This is a genomic window from Burkholderia sp. JP2-270 (assembly GCF_003233675.1).
GTDB classification, from domain to species: domain Bacteria; phylum Pseudomonadota; class Gammaproteobacteria; order Burkholderiales; family Burkholderiaceae; genus Burkholderia; species Burkholderia pyrrocinia_C.
On sequence record NZ_CP029825.1, the window covers coordinates 2,468,428 to 2,486,971 of the forward strand.

Here is an 18,544-nt window from a genome sequence, read left to right on the forward strand (position 1 = left end):
TGCCCGCCGGCTGTCAGAACGCCAGCTGGATCGCGAGATCGATCGCGAGCAGCGCGATCGAGCAGCCGATGCCGAGGATCACGTTCGGCAGCCGGTGCTCGAAGTCGCGATTGTCGCGGCGCATCGAGGCGCCGAGCAGGAAGATCGCCTCGACGACGATCTGCAGTCCGACGAACAGCAGCATCAGCAGATACTCGTAACCCATCTGCTTGAACGCGGCGAATTGCATCCCGTGATCGCGGATCCACTGGCCGACGCGCAGCAGTTCGTAAATGAACAGCAAGGCGGGAAACAGGTAGCTGATGAAATAGGTCGGCGCGGTGGCGTGCCGTAGTTCGAGGTGGAAGTGCTGATGCGTGGTAGCCATCACGAATCCCTCCTTGCAACGCATGGTTGCGGTCGCGACGGCGGCGCGACAACGTGCGAACCACGGGATTACCCGATGCACCGTGCGCAGCCGTACGACACCAGCATACTGCTGCGCGGCAAATTTGGCATGCAATGCATGCATTCGTCGCGAAAAACCGTATGCGCTGCGCGACGCGTTCAACGTGCCGTACTCGCCGGATGCTGCGCGTCGCCTGGTTGCATGGCACCCGATGCATTCGGCCGCAACCACTCCGGATGCTGTTCCAGATCGCCGGCAAATGCGCGCAGTGCGCTCGACGTGCGCGCGAATTGCGTCAGCGTACGGTGGAGGTCCGATGTGGTCGCACCCTGTTGCGCGAGCATCGCCTGCGCGGCCGTGAACGTCTGTCGCGCGGTGCCGAGCGCATCGCGCGCGTGCGGTGCGAGTTCGGTATCGAGTTGCGCAAACAGCGCATTGGTGCGCATGAGCGCTGCGTTCAGATCCGTGCCCATGCGGTCGAGCGGCAATCGGGACAGTGTTCCGGCGATATCGGCAATGTGTACGCGCAGCACGTCGAGCGTGCCGGGCACGGTCGGCAACACGATCGGCGTGCGATTTGTATCGACCGACGCGGGCGGCGCGTGCGGGAACATGTCGAGCGCGACATACGAGCGGTTCGCGATCGGATTGCCGACGCGCAGCTGGCCGCGCAAACCGCGCGCGACGAGCGTGCGCAGCAGCGCCTTGCCGGCATCGGTGTCGCCGTTGCCGAGCACGTCGCGATAGCGCTGCCCGAGGCGATCGGGGTAAAGCGCGATCGTCACGCGCATCGTGACGTCGCCGCGTGCCGCGTCGTATTCGGTGCCGACGGCCGTCACGTTGCCGAGTTCGATGCCGCGAAAATCCACCGGTGCGCCGACGTCGAGCCCGCGCAGCGAACGGTCGAAATGCATCACGACCGGCGCGGCCGGTGCGTTCGGCGTGCGCATCGCGTCGATTTCATCGTCGGCCACGCGAAAACGCGCACCGTCCGGCGCCGCGACGTTCGAGGTGCGGCCGGGTGGCGCCGCGAACGCGAGCGCGCCGGCGAGCAGCGCGGCGATCGACGGCGTGCCGAGCTTCATGCCGCCCGCATCGAGCCGCAGACCGAGACCGCCCGCTTGCCACCAGCGCGCATCGACGTCGACGTATCGATCGAGCGGCGCGGCGACGAACACGTCGATCGATACGCCGCGTCCGTCGGCATCGAGCGTATAGCCGACGACCTGACCGACGCGTGCGCGCCGGTGATAGACCGGCGAACCGATCGCGACCGAGCCGAGCGACGTCGCGCGCAGCAAGTAGTGACGGCCGTGGTCTTCGGTGACCGGCGGCGCATCGAGCCCGGTGAACGTCGCGCGCGGTTCGCGCGAACTGCCGAGTGCGGCCGCGATATACGAACCGGACAGCGCCGAATCGAGACCGGAGAGGCCACCGGGCCCGATGCGCGGCCGCACGATCCAGAAGCGTGTGTCCGCAACCGCCAGCGCCTGAGCGTCGGTGTCCAGCCGCACATCGATCATCACGCCGGGTTGCCCGCGCAACACGCGAACGCACGTGACGCGGCCGATTTCGACATTGCGCAGCCGCAGCGTCGATCGGCCGGCTTCCAGCCCGTCGGCTGTCGCGAACGCGATCGCGATCGTCGGCCCGCGGCTGCCGAGCGACGAGATGCCCCACGCGATACAGAACGCGGCGGCCGCGAGCGGAACGATCCAGAAGATCGCCGCTCGCGGCCAGCGCGCGCGCAACTGCTCGAAACGCGCCAAGGGGCACCGAAGGTTGTCAGTCGAATTGCGCGACGAGTGCATCGGCACCCTTGTCGATGCCGGTTTTTGCCGCGCTGAGCGCGCCGAAACTCGCGCCGATGTTCATCGCATTCGGATACTGCTTCGTCACGTACGCGCCGATCAGCCGGTTCGTCGATGCTTCGCGGATCTCCACCGCGTAGATGACCGAGCCCGTGAATGCGCCTTCGCGGCCGCGGATCGCCTGCACGCCGTTGTACACGTTGCCCGCGAGATCGAAATGCGCGAATGCGCCGGCAAACGTCGTCGTCGTCACGGCGCCCGTCAGCGTCAGCTTCACGCGCAGCGTGTCGGGGCCCGGCATGCTCGTCAGCTCGAAGCGCTTGCCGAGCCTCTTGGCGAATGTGTCGCCCATATACGTCGCGAGCGCCGACTTGTCCTGGTCGCTCAGGTTGCCGAACTGATGGTCGGTGCCGCGATAGACGGCCACCGGGTCGAGGATCAGCTTCCGGTACTTGTGCCAGTCCGCCGGCAGCGCGTAGCGGTAGGGCACGCGGCCGGACTTGTCCTGCGGATCGCTGCGCAGGTAGGGCGACGATTCGATGCCGCTGTAGCGCGCGGGCTGGACGCCGGCACATCCGGCGAGCGCGACGCAAAGCGCGGCGTTGAGCAGGTGGCTGGGCTTGATCGATCGGTTCATTTGATGCTCCGGGTCGGGATTTGCGCCGATAGAGCCGGCGTGAAGGGGGATGCAACAGGGCGGCGTAGCCGCTTGGGATTCAAAAAAAAGCCAACCAGACGGTTTGTTTTTGGCGCGCAACAACCACATGAATCGACGGAGCGGCAAGCCGGCCGGCAGCGTTCGTCGGCCGGACAGCCTTGCCACAGGCGGTACTCGCGTCGCGCCATGCGGTGTGCGGCGCGGTCCGTCACCCGGCCGGGGCCGATGCGGGAGCCGATCGTAGCACCGCCGTTTCCGGATGTAAACCGACCAGGCGGTTTGTTTGTGATAGACTCCGCGCACTTCCTTCATGCGATCGTGCCGGTCCGGCGCGGCCGTGTTGCATCACTTCATACCGGGGAAAGTTCATGGATAACCCGACGCGTTCCGAGCGAACGCGCACTGCCGCGATTCAGGCGGCGCTCGCGATCCTCGAGCGCGACGGCCCGGGCAAACTTACGTTCGATGCGATTTCGCGCGAAAGCGGCATCAGCAAGGGCGGGCTGATGCATCAGTTCCGCACGAAAGGCGATGTGCTGAATGCGCTGATGGAGCATCAGCAGGACTACTACCAACGATTCCAGCGCGACTATCTGGCCGCGCGCGATCCGCGCGAACCGCAGCCGACGCTGTCCGCGCAGATCGCGACGATGCGCGAAGTGATCGACCAGCAGCCGTCGGCGGCGCTCGCGATCATGGCGGCGCTGGTCGAGGATCCCGCGCCGCTGCAGCAGGTTCGGGATATCGATGGCGAGAACGCGAAGCGCATCGCGGCCGAATCCGGCGACCCCGATCTTGCGCTGCTGCGCTGGAAGGCGGCCTGGGGGCTCGCGCTATCGGCGATGTTCGGGCTGTGTCCGCTGTCGGCAGACGAGCGCGCGCGGCTGTTCGACCGGCTGCTCGACGACACGAAATGGCCGTCGGGCGGCGGCGATGCCGCGAAGCGCGATGCGCCGGCGGCGAAAGCGTCGCGGAAGAAATGAAGCGCGCGTTTGTCGCATGCGGTGCGGCGGTCGCCCGTTTCGGGCGCTCGCTGCTCGCGGTCGTGCTCGGGCGCTTGTGAACCGGTGAGCTTGCGAGTGCCCGACCGGCGCCTTGCGCCGCTCAGCTTTTCGCTTGCGCGCCTTCAATAAACAACTTCGCAATCGACTGAAACTCCCGTTTCAGCGACAGCCCCGGCACCGTCAGCCAGCGCAGCATCGCCGCGAGATACAGGTGATGGAACCACGTCGCGAGCTGGTCGGCCCGCAGCGTTGCGTTCAGTTCGCCGGATTGCTGCCCCGCGGCGATCAGTTGCTGCCACACCAGCGCGATATCGCCGCCGTTCTCCCCGCCGTTTTCCGGATCGACCGCACCGATGCTCAGGAAGCGGTGCCGCAGATACGCGAGCAGGTACACCGGATGCTGCTCGCACCACGCGGCCGATGCGTCGAGCACGCAGCCGATTCGCGACGCAAAGGTCTTGCGCCGCGCGACGTCGCGCTGAAGATGCGCGAGGTCACTCGCGAGTTCGCCCTCGAGCCAGTGCGCGAGCACGGCTTCCTTCGTCGGAAAGTGGTTGTACAGCGTGCGCTTCGCGACATCGGCCTGCGCGGCGATCTGTTCCATCGTGACGGCTTCGTAGCCGTGCGCATCGAACAGGCGCGCGCCCGTGGCGGCGAGATGCGCGAGCATCTGGATGCGCTTGCGCGCGCGGCGGCCCGGATCTTCGGTCGGAATCGGCATGATGGGGATCTGCTGAAAGTGCATGAATTGCATTAGTATACGACGTGCATTTTTTGAGATCCACCAGTTCCCGTCGATGGAACGAGGAGCCACGCATGAAGCTTGTCATCGCCACCTACGGCACCGAAGGCGATACGCGCCCGCTCGCGGCGCTCGGCCGCGCGCTGATGGATGCCGGCCACGATGTCCGGCTGCTGGCCGATGCAGCGACCCTCGGTTCGGCCGACGCGCTCGGCGTTCCGTCGGCGCCGTTGTCCGGCGATATCCGCCGCGCGATTGCGCCGGACGGCGCGTTGTCGCACGCGGTGCGCGGGCGCGGCGGGTTCAACGACACGTCGAAGGCGCTCGCGGCGATCGCGAATGCGAACACGGCCGCATGGATGCGCGAAGTCGCCGACGCGTCGGCCGGATGCGACGCGATCCTCGTGTCGGGGCTCGCTTCGTTCGTCGGGTTGTCGGTCGCCGAATATCGCCGCGTGCCGGCGATCGGCGCCGGCATGATCCCGATCACGCCGACCGCCGAATTCGCGTCGCCGTTCCTGCCGCCGGGCAAGCTGCCGCGCTGGCTGAACCGCGCGAGCCACGGGTTCGTCAACGCGCTGCTGTGGCAGGCGTTCAGGAAAGTGACGAACGCGGCGCGCGCAAGCGTGTGCGGGCTGCCGCCGCGCAAGCGGGTGTGGACCGATCATCCGATGCTGTACGGCGTGTCGCCGGCGCTGCTGTCCGGGCCGGCCGACTGGCCGTCGCAGGTGCTTGCATGCGGGCAATGGCATATCGATGCAAGTGCATGGGCGCCGCCGCCTGAACTTTCCGCCTTTCTCGATTCGGGCGATCCGCCGGTATACATCGGCTTCGGCAGCATGGCCGGCTTCGGCCGGGCCGCGATGGCCGACGCGCTGGTGCGTGCGCTCGACGGCCGGCGCGCGCTGTTCTATCCGGGCTGGAGCGGCATCGATGCGTCGCTGCTGCCGGCGCACGTACGCGTGATCGGCGACACGCCGCACGACTGGCTGTTCCCGCGCGTGTCGATGGCGATTCATCACGGCGGGTCGGGCACCACGCATTCGGCCGCGCGGGCCGGCATTCCGTCGATCGTCGTGCCGTTCGCGGGCGATCAGTTCTTCTGGGCGAACCGGCTGCGGCGGCTCGGCGTCGCGGATGCGCCGGTCGCGGGGCGGCGCATGGACGCCGCCGCGCTTGCGCGGGCGATCGCGTTTGCCGAACGCGGCGACACGAAGGCGCGAGCAACGGCACTCGGCGCGCGTGTCGCTAACGAGGACGGCTTGACGCTGGCGGTCGGCGCGATCGAGCGATGGGCGCGCCCCGGCGCGCGGTGAGGCCGCGCGTCAGAAATGCCCGGTGAACCGGTAACGGCTGCCCGGGTGCCACAGATTGGCCACCGACGCGACCAACCCCTGCGACCACGTGCGCCGATGCAGCAGCAGGCACGGCTCGCGGTCGTCCATCGTCAGATGGCGGCGCGTTTCGGCGTCGGGCATCGCGGCCTCGATCCGGTATTCGACGCGCTGCAGCGGGGCGACGCGCGTCAGATACTGGTTCGGTGTAGTCGTCGTGAAGTCCTGCAACGCGTATTCGGGCGCGCAGGCCGGATTGACCCAGCGTTCCTCGAGCTGCACGGGCGTGTCGTTCTCGAAGTGCAGCACGCGCGAATGGAAGATCGGGCTGCCGGTGTCGAGCTGCAGTTCGTCGGCGAGCTTCGCATCGGCGACGGCCGCGCCGACCTGCAGCACCTGCGCGCGATAGCCGTGGCCGCGCGCGGCGACTTCGTCGGAGATGCTGCGGATCGCGACGAGCGTCGATTCGTACTTCGGCGATGCGACATACGTGCCCGAGCCGCGCGTGCGCGTGAGCACCTGTTCGGCCGTCAGCTCGCGCAGCGCGCGGTTGACGGTCATCCGCGCGACGTTGAATTCGCGCGCGAGCTCGTTCTCCGACGGCACCTGGTCGCCTTCCGCCCATTCGCCGGCATGAATGCGCGCGAGGATGAAGTCCTTGATTTCCTGATAGATCGGTGTGGTCATGGGATCGCGATTCCAGAGTCGGCAGCGGCCCGCCGCCGAATGCCGATCCGGCGCGCGCCCGGCGCCGAGTGTACCGGTTTCGCGGGCGCGCGGGCCCGGATTCCCCGAATCATCCCTGTTCGGCCGGCGCGCGTCCATGCGGGATTGCACAGAGCGGCCGGCCTTCGATGGCCTGCGCGCGGTCAGAACCGATGCCGGATGCCGACCGTCGCGACCACCTGCGTGTTCGTCGACGAAGCCGCGAGCCCGGTGACGTTCGCGAACCCGAGCGGCGCGCCCGACGGCACGCCGAACTGGTGCTGGTACACGGTTTCCGCATACACGTCGGTGCGCTTGCTCAGCGCGTAGTCGGCCATCAGCGTCACCTGGTGCCATTTCGGCCGGTGGCTGCCGGCCGCGTCGTCGTAGCGGCCGTCGGTGAACGTATAGGCACCCGCGAACGAGACCGCCGGCGTCAGCGCATAGCGCGCGTTGATCTCGTAGTTGTCGAAGCGCAGCGTGTTCAGCGCGCCGGGCAGCGACGACGCGGCCGTTTCGTCGAACATCGAATGCGTCCACAGCGCGCCGACCGTCAGCCGGTCGAACGCATAGCTGCCGCCGGCGCCCATCACGCGCTGGCGCACGGCCGGGAAGTTCGGACCATCGTTCGTCGACAGCGCACCGCCGGCCGTCAGCCCGCCGCGGTTGAGCTGCAGGTACGCGGCGCCGAGACTGACCGGCCCGTTCGCATACGACACGCCCGCGCTGTACGCGCGGTTGTTCGCGAAGCCGCCGGCCGCATTGCTGAACCCGTACAGGCCGCCGAACTGCCAGCCGGCGAGCGTCGGGCTCGTGTATTTCACCGCGTTGTCGATGTAGAACGAATCGTCGATGTTGTCGTTGTCGAACGGATGCGACGCGAGGTTGTTGCCGTCGCCGTTGTTCGCCATCGCCAGCGGGCCGAGATAGTCGACGACGGAGTCGTATTGCCGGCCGAGCGTCAGCGCGCCGTATTGGTCGCTTTGCAGGCCGACGTACGCGCGGCGGCCGAACATCGTGTTCCGATAGGACTGCGTGCCGTTGTTCAGGTTGAAGCCGCTTTCGAGGCGGAACAGCGCATGCAGGCCGCCGCCGAGATCCTCGTTGCCGCTCAGGCCGAAGACCGTATTCGACAGCAGGCCGCTGCCTTGCTGCCATACGCTTTTGCCCGACTGGTTGTTCGTATAGGCGATACCGGCATCCAGCATCCCGTAGAGCGTGACGCTGCTTTGCGCATGCGCGGCGGCGCCGAAGAGCGCGAGGGAGAGAGTACCGACGACTGCTTTTTTCATTGTTTGTGCTTCCTGGGAAAGGCCCGTAACGACGGGAACGGCGATCCGTCGCGCGCGCCGGCCGCGAATGCGCCCGGTTCGTGAAGAACCGCGCCGGTTCGTGCCGGATACGCGCGTTCGAATCGATGAAAGGGAAGTGTCGCGCGGCCGAAACGGCTGCCGGCTAGTGCTGCAACAGGCGGATCGTGCCGAACTCGGCGGCCGGCAGCAGGCGGAGGATCGCCATGATCGCCGGCGACGCCTGCGAGCGCGCGACTTCGAGCTCGATGCTCGCGCGCCCGGTGCGCTTGTCGATCGCGGCCGTATAGAAATTGAGCGAGGCGCCGACAGCCTGATGCAGCAGGCGCCGCACGACGGCAAGATTGTCCGATTCGACGCGGATCGACAGCAGCACGAGGTCGTCCGCGGGGCACCGGCGCCGCGAGCGAACGGCCGGCAGATCGCGTGAAGCAGCGGATTCGGTTCTGGTCGGTTTCATGCGTTCATCCCCGTGTCGCATCGTGCTCCGCACCGCGGAGATCTCGTGTTGGACATGGCGCCCATTTTAGGAACCGCCGTGACGATACGGTGTATAGACTCGCGCCGGCGCTGAAAAGAACATATAAAAAACACCATGGCCGCCGGCTTTCGTCTTTACAGCTTTTTTATTCCCCGTAAGGAAATTGAACACCGCTTTGATACGCGGATTTCTACACTGTCGCATCCCATTCTCCAGATGAGCATGGGGGCGTCACTCGGGCCCGCGCCAACACGGCAAAGCCCGATACGCCGACGATCGCGTGGATATTCCGCGCATACGGACAAAAGGGGGAAAGCCATGTTGTGGATCACCGGCGCGTTATCGATCGCGCTCTTTATCTATCTGTTTCATGCATTGATCAAGCCCGAGCGGTATTGATCGGCACGATTCAACAGGAATTCGAAAATATCGGTGAATGTCATGAGCGATCTGCTTTTCGTACTGTTCACGCTTGCGTTCTTCGCATTGACGGCCGGTTTCATCACCGGTCTCGACCGGATCTGAGCGAGTGTCGACATGTTCAACAATCTGATTCAATTCGCGATCGTTCTCGCGATCATGCTGGCGCTGGTGCCCGTCGTCGGCAAATGGCTGGCGCACGCTTTTACGAGCCCGCGTCACGCGTGGGTCGAACGCCGTACCTATGCGTTGCTCGGCGTGAATCCCGACGAAGCGATGTCGTGGCAGCGCTACGGGATGGTGCTGCTGCTCGGCAATGCCGGGATGATGCTGCTCGGCTATCTGCTGCTGCGCATCCAGGACGCGCTGCCGTTCGATGCGCTGCAGCGCGCCGCGCAAAGCCCCGATCTCGCGTTCAACACGGCCGCGTCGTTCGTCACGAACACGAACTGGCAGGCGTATGCGGGCGAGAGCAGTCTGTCGAACTTCTCGCAGATGGCCGTCATCACGTTCCTGATGATGGCCAGCGCCGCAACCGGCATTGCGGCCGCTGGCGGCTTCATTCGCGGGCTGAGCCGCAAGAGCGCGGCCGACATCGGCAACTACTGGGTCGACTTCACGCGCGTGACCTACCGCGTGCTGCTGCCGCTCAGCTTCGTGATGGCGCTCGTGTACGTGTGGCAGGGCATGCCTCAGACGCTCGCGTCCGACGCGTGGGCGACCACGCTCGAAGGTGCGCGCCAGCAGATCGTGATGGGGCCTGTCGCGAGCCTCGAATCGATCAAGCACATCGGCACGAACGGCGGCGGCTTCTTCAGCATGAACGCCGCGCATCCGTTCGAGAACCCGACGCCGCTCACCAACACGCTGCACATGTTGTCGATGCTGCTGATTCCGTCCGCGCTGACCTATACGCTCGGCACGATGATCGGCCGGCGCCGCCAGGGCTGGGTGATCCTCGGCGCGTTCGTCGTCATGTTCGTCGGCTTTCTCGCCGTGATCTACCAGGCCGAGCAGCACGGCAATCCGCTGCTGACCGGGCTCGGCGTCGACCAGCAGATGAGCGCGGTGCAGCCGGGCGGCAGCATGGAAGGCAAGGAGATGCGCTTCGGCATCGCGCAGACGAGCCTGTTCGCGACCGTCACGACCGCCGCGACCACCGGCTCGGTCGACGCGATGCACGACTCGCTGACGCCGCTCGGCGGGCTCGTGCCGATCGCACAGATGATGCTGAACAACGTGTTCGGCGGCGACGGCGTCGGGCTGATCAACCTGTTCACGTTCGCGATCCTCACGGTGTTCCTCGTCGGGATGATGATCGGCCGCACGCCGGAGTTTCTCGGCAAGAAGATCGAGGCGCGCGAGATGAAGCTCGTGATGCTCGCGGTGCTCGCGCATCCGTTCAGCATTCTCGGCTTCACCGCGCTGGCCGCGATGCTGCACTCGACGCTGGACAGCCTCGCGAACCTCGGGCCGCACGGCTTCAGCGAAGTGCTGTACGCGTACACGTCGGGCACGGCGAACAACGGCTCCGCGTTCGCGGGCCTGAACGCGAACACACCGTTCTTCAACACGACGATCGGCTTCGCGATGCTGATCGGCCGCTACCTGACGCTGCTGCCGATGCTCGCTGTCGCGGGCAGCCTCGCCGCGAAGAAGAGCGTGCCCGAAAGCGCCGGCACGCTGTCGACGTCGACGAGCCTGTTCGCCGGCCTGCTGATCTTCGTGATCCTCGTCGTCGGCGGTCTCACGTTCCTGCCCGCGCTCGCGCTCGGCCCGGTCGTCGAGCACCTGCTGATGTCGGGCGGCCAACTGTTCTGAGGGAAACATCATGATGCAACGCAATCGCCAGGCAGCGGCCGTCGCCGCGCCGGCACCCGGTTCTTCGTTCGGCGCGGCGACGCGCGGCCTCGTGCGGCCCGTGATCGCGTCGTCGGTGCTGTTCATGCTCGTCACCGGCATCGCGTATCCGCTGCTGACCACGGGCGTCGCGAACGTGCTGTTCCCGGCGCAGGCGCGCGGCAGTCTCGTCGAGCGTAACGGCACGACGATCGGTTCGGCGGTGATCGGGCAGAACTTCACGCATGCCGGTTACTTCCATTCGCGACCGAGCGCGACGGTCGGCACCGATCCGGCCGATCCGTCGAAGACGGTCGACCAGCCGTACAACGCGGCCGGCAGTGGCGCCAGCAACCAGGGCGCGACCAGCAAGAAACTGCTTGCCGATATCGCGCGGCGCGTGCACGCGTACCGGCAGGAGAACGCGCTCGCCGACGGCACGCCGGTGCCGGCGGATGCAGTTACCGCGTCCGCGTCGGGGCTCGATCCGGAGATCTCGGTCGCGAACGCGCGGCTGCAGGCGGCGCGGGTCGCCCATGCGCGCGGCGTCGATGCCGCGCGGGTCACGGCGCTGGTCGATCGCATCGCATCGCCGCGTCAGCTCGGCGTGCTCGGCGAACCGCGCGTGCGCGTGCTCGACCTGAACCTCGCGCTCGACCATGCATTCGGTCACGCGGCCGGCGCGCAGAAAGAGCAGGAATAACGGAGTCACTCATGTCCCATATCGAAACCCCGATCAACCCGCCGGCCATGCCGATCGGCGGCATGCCGCCGATGCGCTGGACCGCCGTGCTGCGCGAGGCGTTCCGCAAGCTCGCACCGCGCGTGCAGCTGAAAAACCCGGTGATGTTCGTCGTCTATCTCGGCAGCATCGTCACGACCGCGCTGTGGCTGCAGGCGCTGACCGGCACCGGCGATGCGCCGGCCGGCTTCATCTTCGCGGTCGCGTGCTGGCTGTGGTTCACCGTGCTGTTCGCGAACGCGGCCGAGGCGCTGGCCGAAGGGCGCGGCAAGGCACAGGCCGACGCACTACGCGCGGCGCGCAAGCGCGTGTACGCGAAGGTGCTCGACGAGCCGAAGCAATACGGCAGCACCAGCCATCGCGTGCCGAGCGACGAGCTCGCAGCCGGCAGCATCGTGCTCGTCGAGGCCGGCGACACGATTCCGGCCGATGGCGAAGTGATCGACGGCGTCGCGTCGGTCGACGAATCGGCAATTACCGGCGAATCGGCGCCGGTGATCCGCGAATCCGGCGGCGATTTCTCGTCGGTGACGGGCGGCACGCGCGTGCTGTCCGACTGGATCGTCGTGAAGGTCACCGCGCAACCCGGCGAAGCGTTCCTCGACCGGATGATCGCGATGGTCGAAGGTGCGAAACGCGGCAAGACGCCGAACGAGATTGCGCTGACCATCCTGCTCGTCGCGCTGACGATCATCTTCCTGCTCGTGTGCGTGACGCTGCTGCCGTTCTCGCAATTCAGCGTGCTGCTGAACGCGTCGGGCGCGGCCGTGAGCCTGACCGTGCTGATCGCGCTGCTGGTTTGCCTGATCCCGACGACGATCGGCGCGCTGCTGTCGGCGATCGGCATCGCCGGGATGAGCCGCATGATGCGCGCGAACGTGCTCGCGACGTCGGGTCGCGCGATCGAGGCGGCCGGCGACGTCGACGTGCTGCTGCTCGACAAGACCGGCACGATCACGCTCGGCAACCGCGAGGCCGTGCAGTTCCGGCCGGCACCCGGCGTGGACGAGCGCGCGCTGGCCGAGGCCGCGCAACTGTCGTCGCTGGCCGACGAAACGCCCGAAGGGCGCTCGATCGTCGCGCTCGCGAAGCAGCGCTTCTCGCTGGAGGTGGCGGCGAGCGACGGCAGCATCGCGGTGCCGTTCAGCGCACGCACGCGGATGAGCGGCCTCGATATCGGCGAGCGTCAGGTGCGCAAGGGCGCGGCGTCCGCGATCCGCGCGCACATCGATGCGCTCGGCGGCGCGTTTCCCCACGCGGTCGAGACGGCCGTCAACGACATCGCGCGGCGCGGCGGCACGCCGCTCGTCGTCGCCGACGGCTTCCGCGTGCTCGGCACGATCGAGCTGAAGGACATCGTCAAGCACGGGATCGCCGCGCGCTTCGCGGAGCTGCGCAAGGTCGGCGTGAAGACGGTGATGATCACCGGCGACAACCGGCTGACCGCGGCCGCGATCGCGGCAGAAGCCGGCGTCGACGACTACCTTGCCGAAGCGACGCCCGAGGACAAGCTGAGGCTGATCCGCGAGCACCAGGCGAAGGGCCATCTCGTCGCGATGACGGGCGACGGCACCAACGACGCGCCCGCGCTGGCGCAGGCCGACGTGGCTGTCGCGATGCACAGCGGCACGCAGGCGGCGAAGGAAGCGGCCAACATGGTCGACCTCGACAGCAACCCGACCAAGCTGATGCAGGTCGTCGAAGTCGGCAAGCAGATGATCATGACGCGCGGCGCGCTGACCACGTTCAGCGTCGCGAACGATCTCGCGAAGTATTTCGCGATCATCCCGGCCGCGTTCGTCGCAACGTATCCGGCGCTCGGCGCGCTGAACGTGATGGGGCTGCACAGCCCGACGTCGGCGATCCTGTCGGCGGTGATCTTCAATGCGTTGATCATCGTCGCGCTGATTCCGCTTGCGCTGAAGGGCGTGAAGTATCGCGCGGAGCCTGCCGGGAAGCTGCTGGGGCGCAACCTGCTGATCTACGGCGTGGGCGGGATCATCGCGCCGTTCATCGGCATCAAGCTGATCGACATGCTGCTGACGCCGTTTATCTGACCGAACGCGCCGTCGCGGCCCCGCTCACGCCTTCGCGGCGTGCGCGGGGCCGTTCGGCGTTTCATTTGCCGGAAGCGATCATGGATGTGAACGTGAACGAAGCGAATCGACGGGCGGGGGTGCCGCTGGAAACCGCGTCGAGCCGCGGCCGCTGGCGGCTCTTGCTGCGCACGTGCGCGGGCATCGCCGAGCGCATCGCGGGCGCCGGGCCCGACACGCGGCCGACGCTCGCCGTGCGGGAAGCGCACCCGCGCGCGCACGTATGGATGTCGCAGTATGCGGCGCCGCTACTGTGGGCCACGCTCGTCTGCGCGCTGGCGACGCTTGCGGCGAGCGCGCTGCTGCGCGTGTTCGACCTGTCGAACGTCGTGATGCTGTTCCTGATGACCGTCGTGCTGATCGCGCTGCGGCTCGGCCGGCTGGCCGGCGCGTGGGCCGCGTTCGTCTGCGTCGGCTGCTTCGACTTCTTCTTCGTCGAGCCGCGGCTGTCGTTCGCGGTGTCCGATACGCAATACGTGTTCACGTTCGCGCTGATGCTGGCCGTCGCGCTCGCGATCGGCCAGCTCGCGGCGCGCCTGCGCGCGGAGGCCCGCGCCGCGCGTGCGAACGAGAAACGCTCGGCGGCGCTCGCGCGCGTCGCGCACGATCTGTCGGCCGCGATCGGGACCGAGCAGATTGCGTCGATTTGCACCGGCACGATCGCGCCGCTGCTCGGCGTGCGCGTCGCGCTCGTGCTGCCCGATGAGAACGGCCAGCTGATGCCGACGCAACACGCAGGCTTCGTGGAAACGCCGATCGCGCGCTGGGCGTACGAGCAGGCGCGCGGCGCCGGGTGCGGGATGGCGCCGTTCGAGCGCGCGGCCGCGCAGTATCTGCCGCTGAAGGCGCCGATGCGCGTGCGCGGCGTGCTCGTGCTGTTCGGCGACGCGCAGCCGGTGCCGACGGACCCCGACGATCGCCGCCTGATCGACGCGCTGTGCTCGTCGATCGCGATGGCGCTCGAACGCGTGCACTACGTCGACGTCGCGCAGCACACGCTCGTGCGGATCGAAGGCGAGCGGTTGCGCAACGCGTTGCTGGCCGCCGTGTCGCACGACCTGAAGACGCCGCTTACCGCAATCCGCGGGCTCGCCGAGACGCTGGAGCGGCCGGAACGTCTGGCGGACGGGCAGCCGGCCGCGCTCGCGCACGGCATCCGCAACCAGGCCGAGGCGCTGCACGGGCTCGTCGTGAACCTGCTCGACCTTGCGCGGATGCAGAGCGAAGGCGTGCGGCTTAATCGCGAGTGGCACATGCTCGACGAGATCGTCGGCAGCGCGCTTGCGCATTCGGCCAGTGTGCTGGCCGGCCGCGACGTGAGTGCCGACTTGCCCGCCGACCTGCCGCTGATCGACGTCGACGCGCTGCTGATCGAGCGCGTGCTGATGAACCTGCTCGACAACGCCGCGAAGTATGCGGGCGCGGACGCCGCCGTGTCGGTGCGCGCACGCGTGTTCGGCGAAACGCTGTACGTGTTCGTCGAGGACGACGGGCCGGGCTTCGTCGCGCGCAACACCGAGCCGCTGTTCGAACCGTTCGAGCGCGAACGCAAGGAGTCGTCGATCAGCGGCGTGGGGCTCGGGCTCGCACTGTGCCGCAGCATCGTCAACGCGCACGGCGGGTCGATCCGCGCGGTGCCGCTCGATCCGCACGGCGCGCGGTTCGAGATTCGCCTGCCGTTGGGCGCGCCGCCCGATATCGAGCACGAGAGCCACACATGATCAGATCGCGCGTACTTATCGTCGAAGACGAATCCGACATCCGCCGTTTCGTCAGGATGGCGCTGGAACAGGAAGGGCTCGACGCCTGCGAGGCGTCGACGGCCCGCGAGGCGCGGATGTATGCGTCGAGCAGCAAGCCCGATCTCGTGATCGTCGATCTCGGGCTGCCGGACGGCGACGGCAAGGCGTTCATCCGCGAACTGCGCGAGTGGTCGACGGTGCCTGTGATCGTGCTGTCGGCGCGGCAGCAGGAAGTGGAGAAGGTCGCGGCGCTCGACGCGGGCGCGGACGATTACCTCGCGAAGCCGTTCGGCGTGCCCGAACTGCTGGCGCGGGCGCGTGCGCTGTTGCGGCGCGCGGCGTTCGTGTCGGCCGACGGGCAAGCGTCGTCGATCGTGCGGTTCGGCGACGTGACCGTCGATCTCGGCCGGCATGAAGTCGTGCGCGGCGGCGAGCCCGTCCACCTGACGCGCCTCGAATTCCGGCTGCTCGCCGCGCTGATCCGCGCGCGCGGCGGCGTGATCGCCGCGCGGCAACTGCTGGCCGAGGTGTGGGGCATTCACGACGCGGACCGCGCGCACTACGTGCGCGTGTACATGACGAACCTGCGGCAGAAACTCGAACCGGTGCCGGCGAGGCCGCGGCACCTGCTGACGGAACTGCAGTTCGGCTACCGGCTGGTCGGACTGGAAACGGTCGGCGCGACCCGCGAGGTCTAGACAGGTGACGCATTCTGTCCGGTCGCTCCCGTACGCATCGAGAAAGCTGGAATTCAGCATCGCGTAATCCATAATTAATTGAATTTTAAGGAAATTATCGGCGCACGACCAGAATCATCCGACAATTAGAGATAAACACGGATTGCTGGCGATGCCCGTGAAAAGGCAAAGTTGTATGTACAACTTGGAGCGTCGCTAGACAGCGCGATTTCCGGGTTGGAAGGGGGCGCGGCGGAGCCGCCGTTCCGGCAGCGCCGGTGCGGGCCGCCCACCGCGACCCCGGCCCAGTTCGCCTCTTACAGGAACGCCATGAAGAAACTCGCGCTCAGTATTGCCCTTGCCTGCATCGCGGTCGGTGCCCACGCCAAGGATTGGTCGACGATCCGGTTCGGCGTCGACGCCAGCTATCCGCCGTTCGAATCGAAGGACGCAAGCGGCAAGGTGGTCGGCTTCGACGTCGATCTCGGCAACGAGATCTGCGCCCGCCTGAAGGCGAAATGCGTGTGGATCGAGAACGACTTCGACGGGATGATTCCGGCGCTGAAGGCGAAGAAGTTCGACGGCGTACTGTCGTCGATGTCGATGACGCCGGCGCGCGCCGAGCAGATCGCGTTCTCCGACAAGCTGTTCAACACGCCGACGCGCCTCGTCGCGAAGAAGGGCGCGAACCTGCAGCCGACGGCCGAATCGCTGAAGGGCAAGTCGGTCGGCGTCGAGCAGGGCACCATTCAGGAAACCTACGCAAAGGCCTACTGGGCGCCGAAGGGCGTGCAGGTCGTGCCTTACCAGAATCAGGACGGCGTGTACCAGGACCTGATGTCCGGCCGCCTCGACGCGGCGCTGCAGGACGCGGTGCAGGCCGACATCGGTTTCCTGAAGACGCCGCGCGGCGCGAACTTCCAGTTCGCCGGCGGCGACATCGACGATCCGAAGACGCTCGGCAACGGCGCGGGCATCGGCCTGCGCAAGGACGACGCCGACCTGAAGGCGAAGATCGACCACGCGATCGCCGACATCATCAAGGACGGCACGTACAAGAAGCTTGAGAAGAAGTACTTCGCGTTCGACGTCTACGGCGGCTGACGATTTTTCGGCGCACGCGGCTTCGGCCGCGCTGCGCCGCCTGTCTTTCCGGATCGGGATACGCTGACATGATTTTCCAGGGATTTGGCCCGCTGCTGTGGGCCGGCACGGTCGAGACCGTGAAGCTCGCGGTGCTGTCGCTCGCCGCGTCGCTCGTGCTGGGGCTCGCCGGCGCGGGCGCGAAACTGTCGACCAACCGTGTGCTCAAGTCGATCGGCACCTTCTATACGACGCTGATCCGCGCGGTGCCGGACCTCGTGCTGATGCTGCTGCTGTTCTACGGGATCCAGATCCTGCTGAACAACGTGACCGACCTGATCGGCTGGGATCAGATCGACATCGATCCGTTCGTGGCCGGCGTCGTGACGCTCGGCTTCATCTACGGCGCGTACTTCACCGAGACGTTCCGCGGCGCGTTCCTCGCGGTGCCGCGCGGCCAGCTCGAAGCCGGCTTCGCGTACGGGATGGGCGGCTGGCGCGTGTTCCGCCGCATCCTGTTCCCGCAGATGATGCGCTTCGCGCTGCCCGGCATCGGCAACAACTGGCAGGTGCTCGTGAAGGCTACCGCGCTCGTGTCGATCATCGGCCTCGCCGACGTGGTCAAGGCGTCGCAGGACGCGGGCAAGAGCACGCTCGATTTCTTCTTCTTCACGCTGGCCGCGGGCGCGATCTACCTCGCGATCACGACGGTGTCCAACGTCGTGCTGCATCACCTCGAGAAGCGTTATTCCGTCGGCGTCCGGAGGCTCGCACTGTGATCGAACTCGTCAGCCAGTACTGGCAAAGCTATCTGTACACCGACGGCTACCGCTTCAGCGGCCTCGCGATCACGCTGTGGCTGCTGGTCGTGTCGATCGCGCTCGGTTTTGCGCTGGCCGTGCCGCTCGCGATCGCGCGTGCATCGTCGAACCGCTGGATCTCGGGCCCCGTGTGGCTCTATACGTATGTGTTCCGCGGCACGCCGCTCTACGTGCAGCTGCTGCTCTGCTACACGGGCATCTACAGCCTGCAGGTCGTGCACAACCACGTGCTGCTCGATACGTTCTTCCGCAACGCGATGAACTGCACGCTGCTCGCGTTCGTGCTGAACGAATGCGCGTATGCGACGGAGATCTTCGCGGGCGCGATCAAGGCGACGTCGGCCGGCGAGATCGAGGCCGGGCTCGCGTACGGGATGTCGCGCTTCAAGCTCTATACGCGGATCATCGTGCCTTCCGCGCTGCGCCGCTCGCTGCCGAGCTACAGCAACGAGGTGATCCTGATGCTGCACGCGACCACGCTCGCGTTCACCGCGACCGTGCCCGACATCCTGAAGGTCACGCGCGACGTCAATTCGGCGACGTACATGTCGTTCCAGGCCTACGGCATCGCAGCCGTGCTGTATGCCGTCGTCGTGTTCGCGCTTATCTGGGCGTTCCGCAAGCTCGAGACGCGCTGGCTCGCGTACCTGTCGCCGCGCGGCCATTAATGCATTCGTAACGAAGGACCAAG

18 protein-coding genes are annotated in these 18,544 nt (G+C 67.0%); 11 read left to right on the plus strand and 7 right to left on the minus strand.

The annotated features are described in order from the left end of the window. Positions 1 to 13: 13 nt before the first annotated feature. The 3 genes from DM992_RS29250 to DM992_RS29260 all read right to left on the minus strand — a co-directional run bounded on the left by DM992_RS29250 (position 14) and on the right by DM992_RS29260 (position 2,836). Positions 14 to 367: a hypothetical protein gene (locus tag DM992_RS29250; protein WP_111019713.1), complete on the minus strand. Its 354-nt coding sequence runs from the start codon at positions 365 to 367 to the stop codon at positions 14 to 16. A 179-nt stretch (positions 368 to 546) separates the two neighbouring features. After that, complete coding sequence (locus tag DM992_RS29255; protein ID WP_239511379.1) at positions 547 to 2,157, minus strand: MlaD family protein; 1,611 nt, start codon at positions 2,155 to 2,157, stop codon at positions 547 to 549. Positions 2,158 to 2,173: 16 nt separating this feature from the next. After that, positions 2,174 to 2,836, minus strand: a complete 663-nt coding sequence (locus tag DM992_RS29260) for a DUF3313 domain-containing protein (RefSeq protein ID WP_111019715.1) — start codon at positions 2,834 to 2,836, stop codon at positions 2,174 to 2,176. Between the two features lie 389 nt (positions 2,837 to 3,225). Between DM992_RS29260 and DM992_RS29265 the strand changes: the two genes are divergently transcribed. Further along, positions 3,226 to 3,840 carry a TetR family transcriptional regulator gene (locus DM992_RS29265; RefSeq protein ID WP_111019716.1) on the plus strand — a complete coding sequence of 205 codons (615 nt, stop codon included), beginning with the start codon at positions 3,226 to 3,228 and terminating at the stop codon, positions 3,838 to 3,840. A 121-nt stretch (positions 3,841 to 3,961) separates the two neighbouring features. Here the strand turns inward: DM992_RS29265 and DM992_RS29270 are convergent, their stop codons facing one another. After that, complete coding sequence (locus tag DM992_RS29270; protein WP_111020460.1) at positions 3,962 to 4,582, minus strand: TetR/AcrR family transcriptional regulator; 621 nt, start codon at positions 4,580 to 4,582, stop codon at positions 3,962 to 3,964. 95 nt (positions 4,583 to 4,677) lie between these two features. Between DM992_RS29270 and DM992_RS29275 the strand changes: the two genes are divergently transcribed. Then, a complete protein-coding gene (locus DM992_RS29275; protein ID WP_111019717.1) occupies positions 4,678 to 5,919 on the plus strand; it encodes a glycosyltransferase in 1,242 nt (413 codons plus the stop codon). Positions 5,920 to 5,928: 9 nt separating this feature from the next. Here the strand turns inward: DM992_RS29275 and hutC are convergent, their stop codons facing one another. The 3 genes from hutC to DM992_RS29290 all read right to left on the minus strand — a co-directional run bounded on the left by hutC (position 5,929) and on the right by DM992_RS29290 (position 8,412). Further along, a complete protein-coding gene (hutC, locus tag DM992_RS29280) occupies positions 5,929 to 6,624 on the minus strand; it encodes a histidine utilization repressor (protein WP_011548284.1) in 696 nt (231 codons plus the stop codon). A 182-nt stretch (positions 6,625 to 6,806) separates the two neighbouring features. Then, entirely contained in the window at positions 6,807 to 7,934 is a 1,128-nt protein-coding gene (locus DM992_RS29285) for a porin (RefSeq protein WP_111019718.1), read from the minus strand. Positions 7,935 to 8,097: 163 nt separating this feature from the next. Next, positions 8,098 to 8,412 carry a hypothetical protein gene (locus tag DM992_RS29290; RefSeq protein ID WP_111019719.1) on the minus strand — a complete coding sequence of 105 codons (315 nt, stop codon included), beginning with the start codon at positions 8,410 to 8,412 and terminating at the stop codon, positions 8,098 to 8,100. A 135-nt stretch (positions 8,413 to 8,547) separates the two neighbouring features. Between DM992_RS29290 and kdpF the strand changes: the two genes are divergently transcribed. The 9 genes from kdpF (at position 8,548) to DM992_RS29340 (ending at position 18,521) form a co-directional block, all read left to right on the plus strand. Continuing rightward, entirely contained in the window at positions 8,548 to 8,832 is a 285-nt protein-coding gene (kdpF, locus tag DM992_RS42415; RefSeq protein ID WP_204356140.1) for a K(+)-transporting ATPase subunit F, read from the plus strand. 138 nt (positions 8,833 to 8,970) lie between these two features. Continuing rightward, complete coding sequence (gene kdpA, locus DM992_RS29305) at positions 8,971 to 10,674, plus strand: potassium-transporting ATPase subunit KdpA (RefSeq protein ID WP_111019720.1); 1,704 nt, start codon at positions 8,971 to 8,973, stop codon at positions 10,672 to 10,674. A 10-nt stretch (positions 10,675 to 10,684) separates the two neighbouring features. Then, positions 10,685 to 11,395: a potassium-transporting ATPase subunit KdpC gene (kdpC, locus tag DM992_RS29310; protein WP_204356141.1), complete on the plus strand. Its 711-nt coding sequence runs from the start codon at positions 10,685 to 10,687 to the stop codon at positions 11,393 to 11,395. A 47-nt stretch (positions 11,396 to 11,442) separates the two neighbouring features. Further along, complete coding sequence (gene kdpB, locus DM992_RS29315; RefSeq protein ID WP_111019721.1) at positions 11,443 to 13,491, plus strand: potassium-transporting ATPase subunit KdpB; 2,049 nt, start codon at positions 11,443 to 11,445, stop codon at positions 13,489 to 13,491. A gap of 80 nt (positions 13,492 to 13,571) precedes the next feature. Further along, positions 13,572 to 15,251, plus strand: coding sequence for a DUF4118 domain-containing protein (locus DM992_RS29320; protein ID WP_111019722.1), 1,680 nt, complete (start codon positions 13,572 to 13,574; stop codon positions 15,249 to 15,251). Continuing rightward, the gene (locus DM992_RS29325; RefSeq protein ID WP_034182158.1) at positions 15,248 to 15,970 is read left to right on the plus strand and encodes a response regulator; all 723 of its coding nucleotides are present in this window, start codon (positions 15,248 to 15,250) and stop codon (positions 15,968 to 15,970) included. The genes DM992_RS29320 and DM992_RS29325 overlap by 4 nt, the downstream gene beginning before the upstream one ends. 309 nt (positions 15,971 to 16,279) lie before the next feature. Then, the gene (locus DM992_RS29330; protein ID WP_105133508.1) at positions 16,280 to 17,053 is read left to right on the plus strand and encodes an ABC transporter substrate-binding protein; all 774 of its coding nucleotides are present in this window, start codon (positions 16,280 to 16,282) and stop codon (positions 17,051 to 17,053) included. 68 nt (positions 17,054 to 17,121) lie between these two features. Further along, a complete protein-coding gene (locus DM992_RS29335; protein ID WP_111019723.1) occupies positions 17,122 to 17,811 on the plus strand; it encodes an ABC transporter permease in 690 nt (229 codons plus the stop codon). Continuing rightward, positions 17,808 to 18,521 (plus strand): ABC transporter permease, encoded by a 714-nt coding sequence (locus tag DM992_RS29340; protein ID WP_111019724.1) that lies wholly within the window; start codon positions 17,808 to 17,810, stop codon positions 18,519 to 18,521. Before DM992_RS29335 ends, DM992_RS29340 begins: the two co-directional genes overlap by 4 nt. Positions 18,522 to 18,544 lie beyond the last annotated feature (23 nt).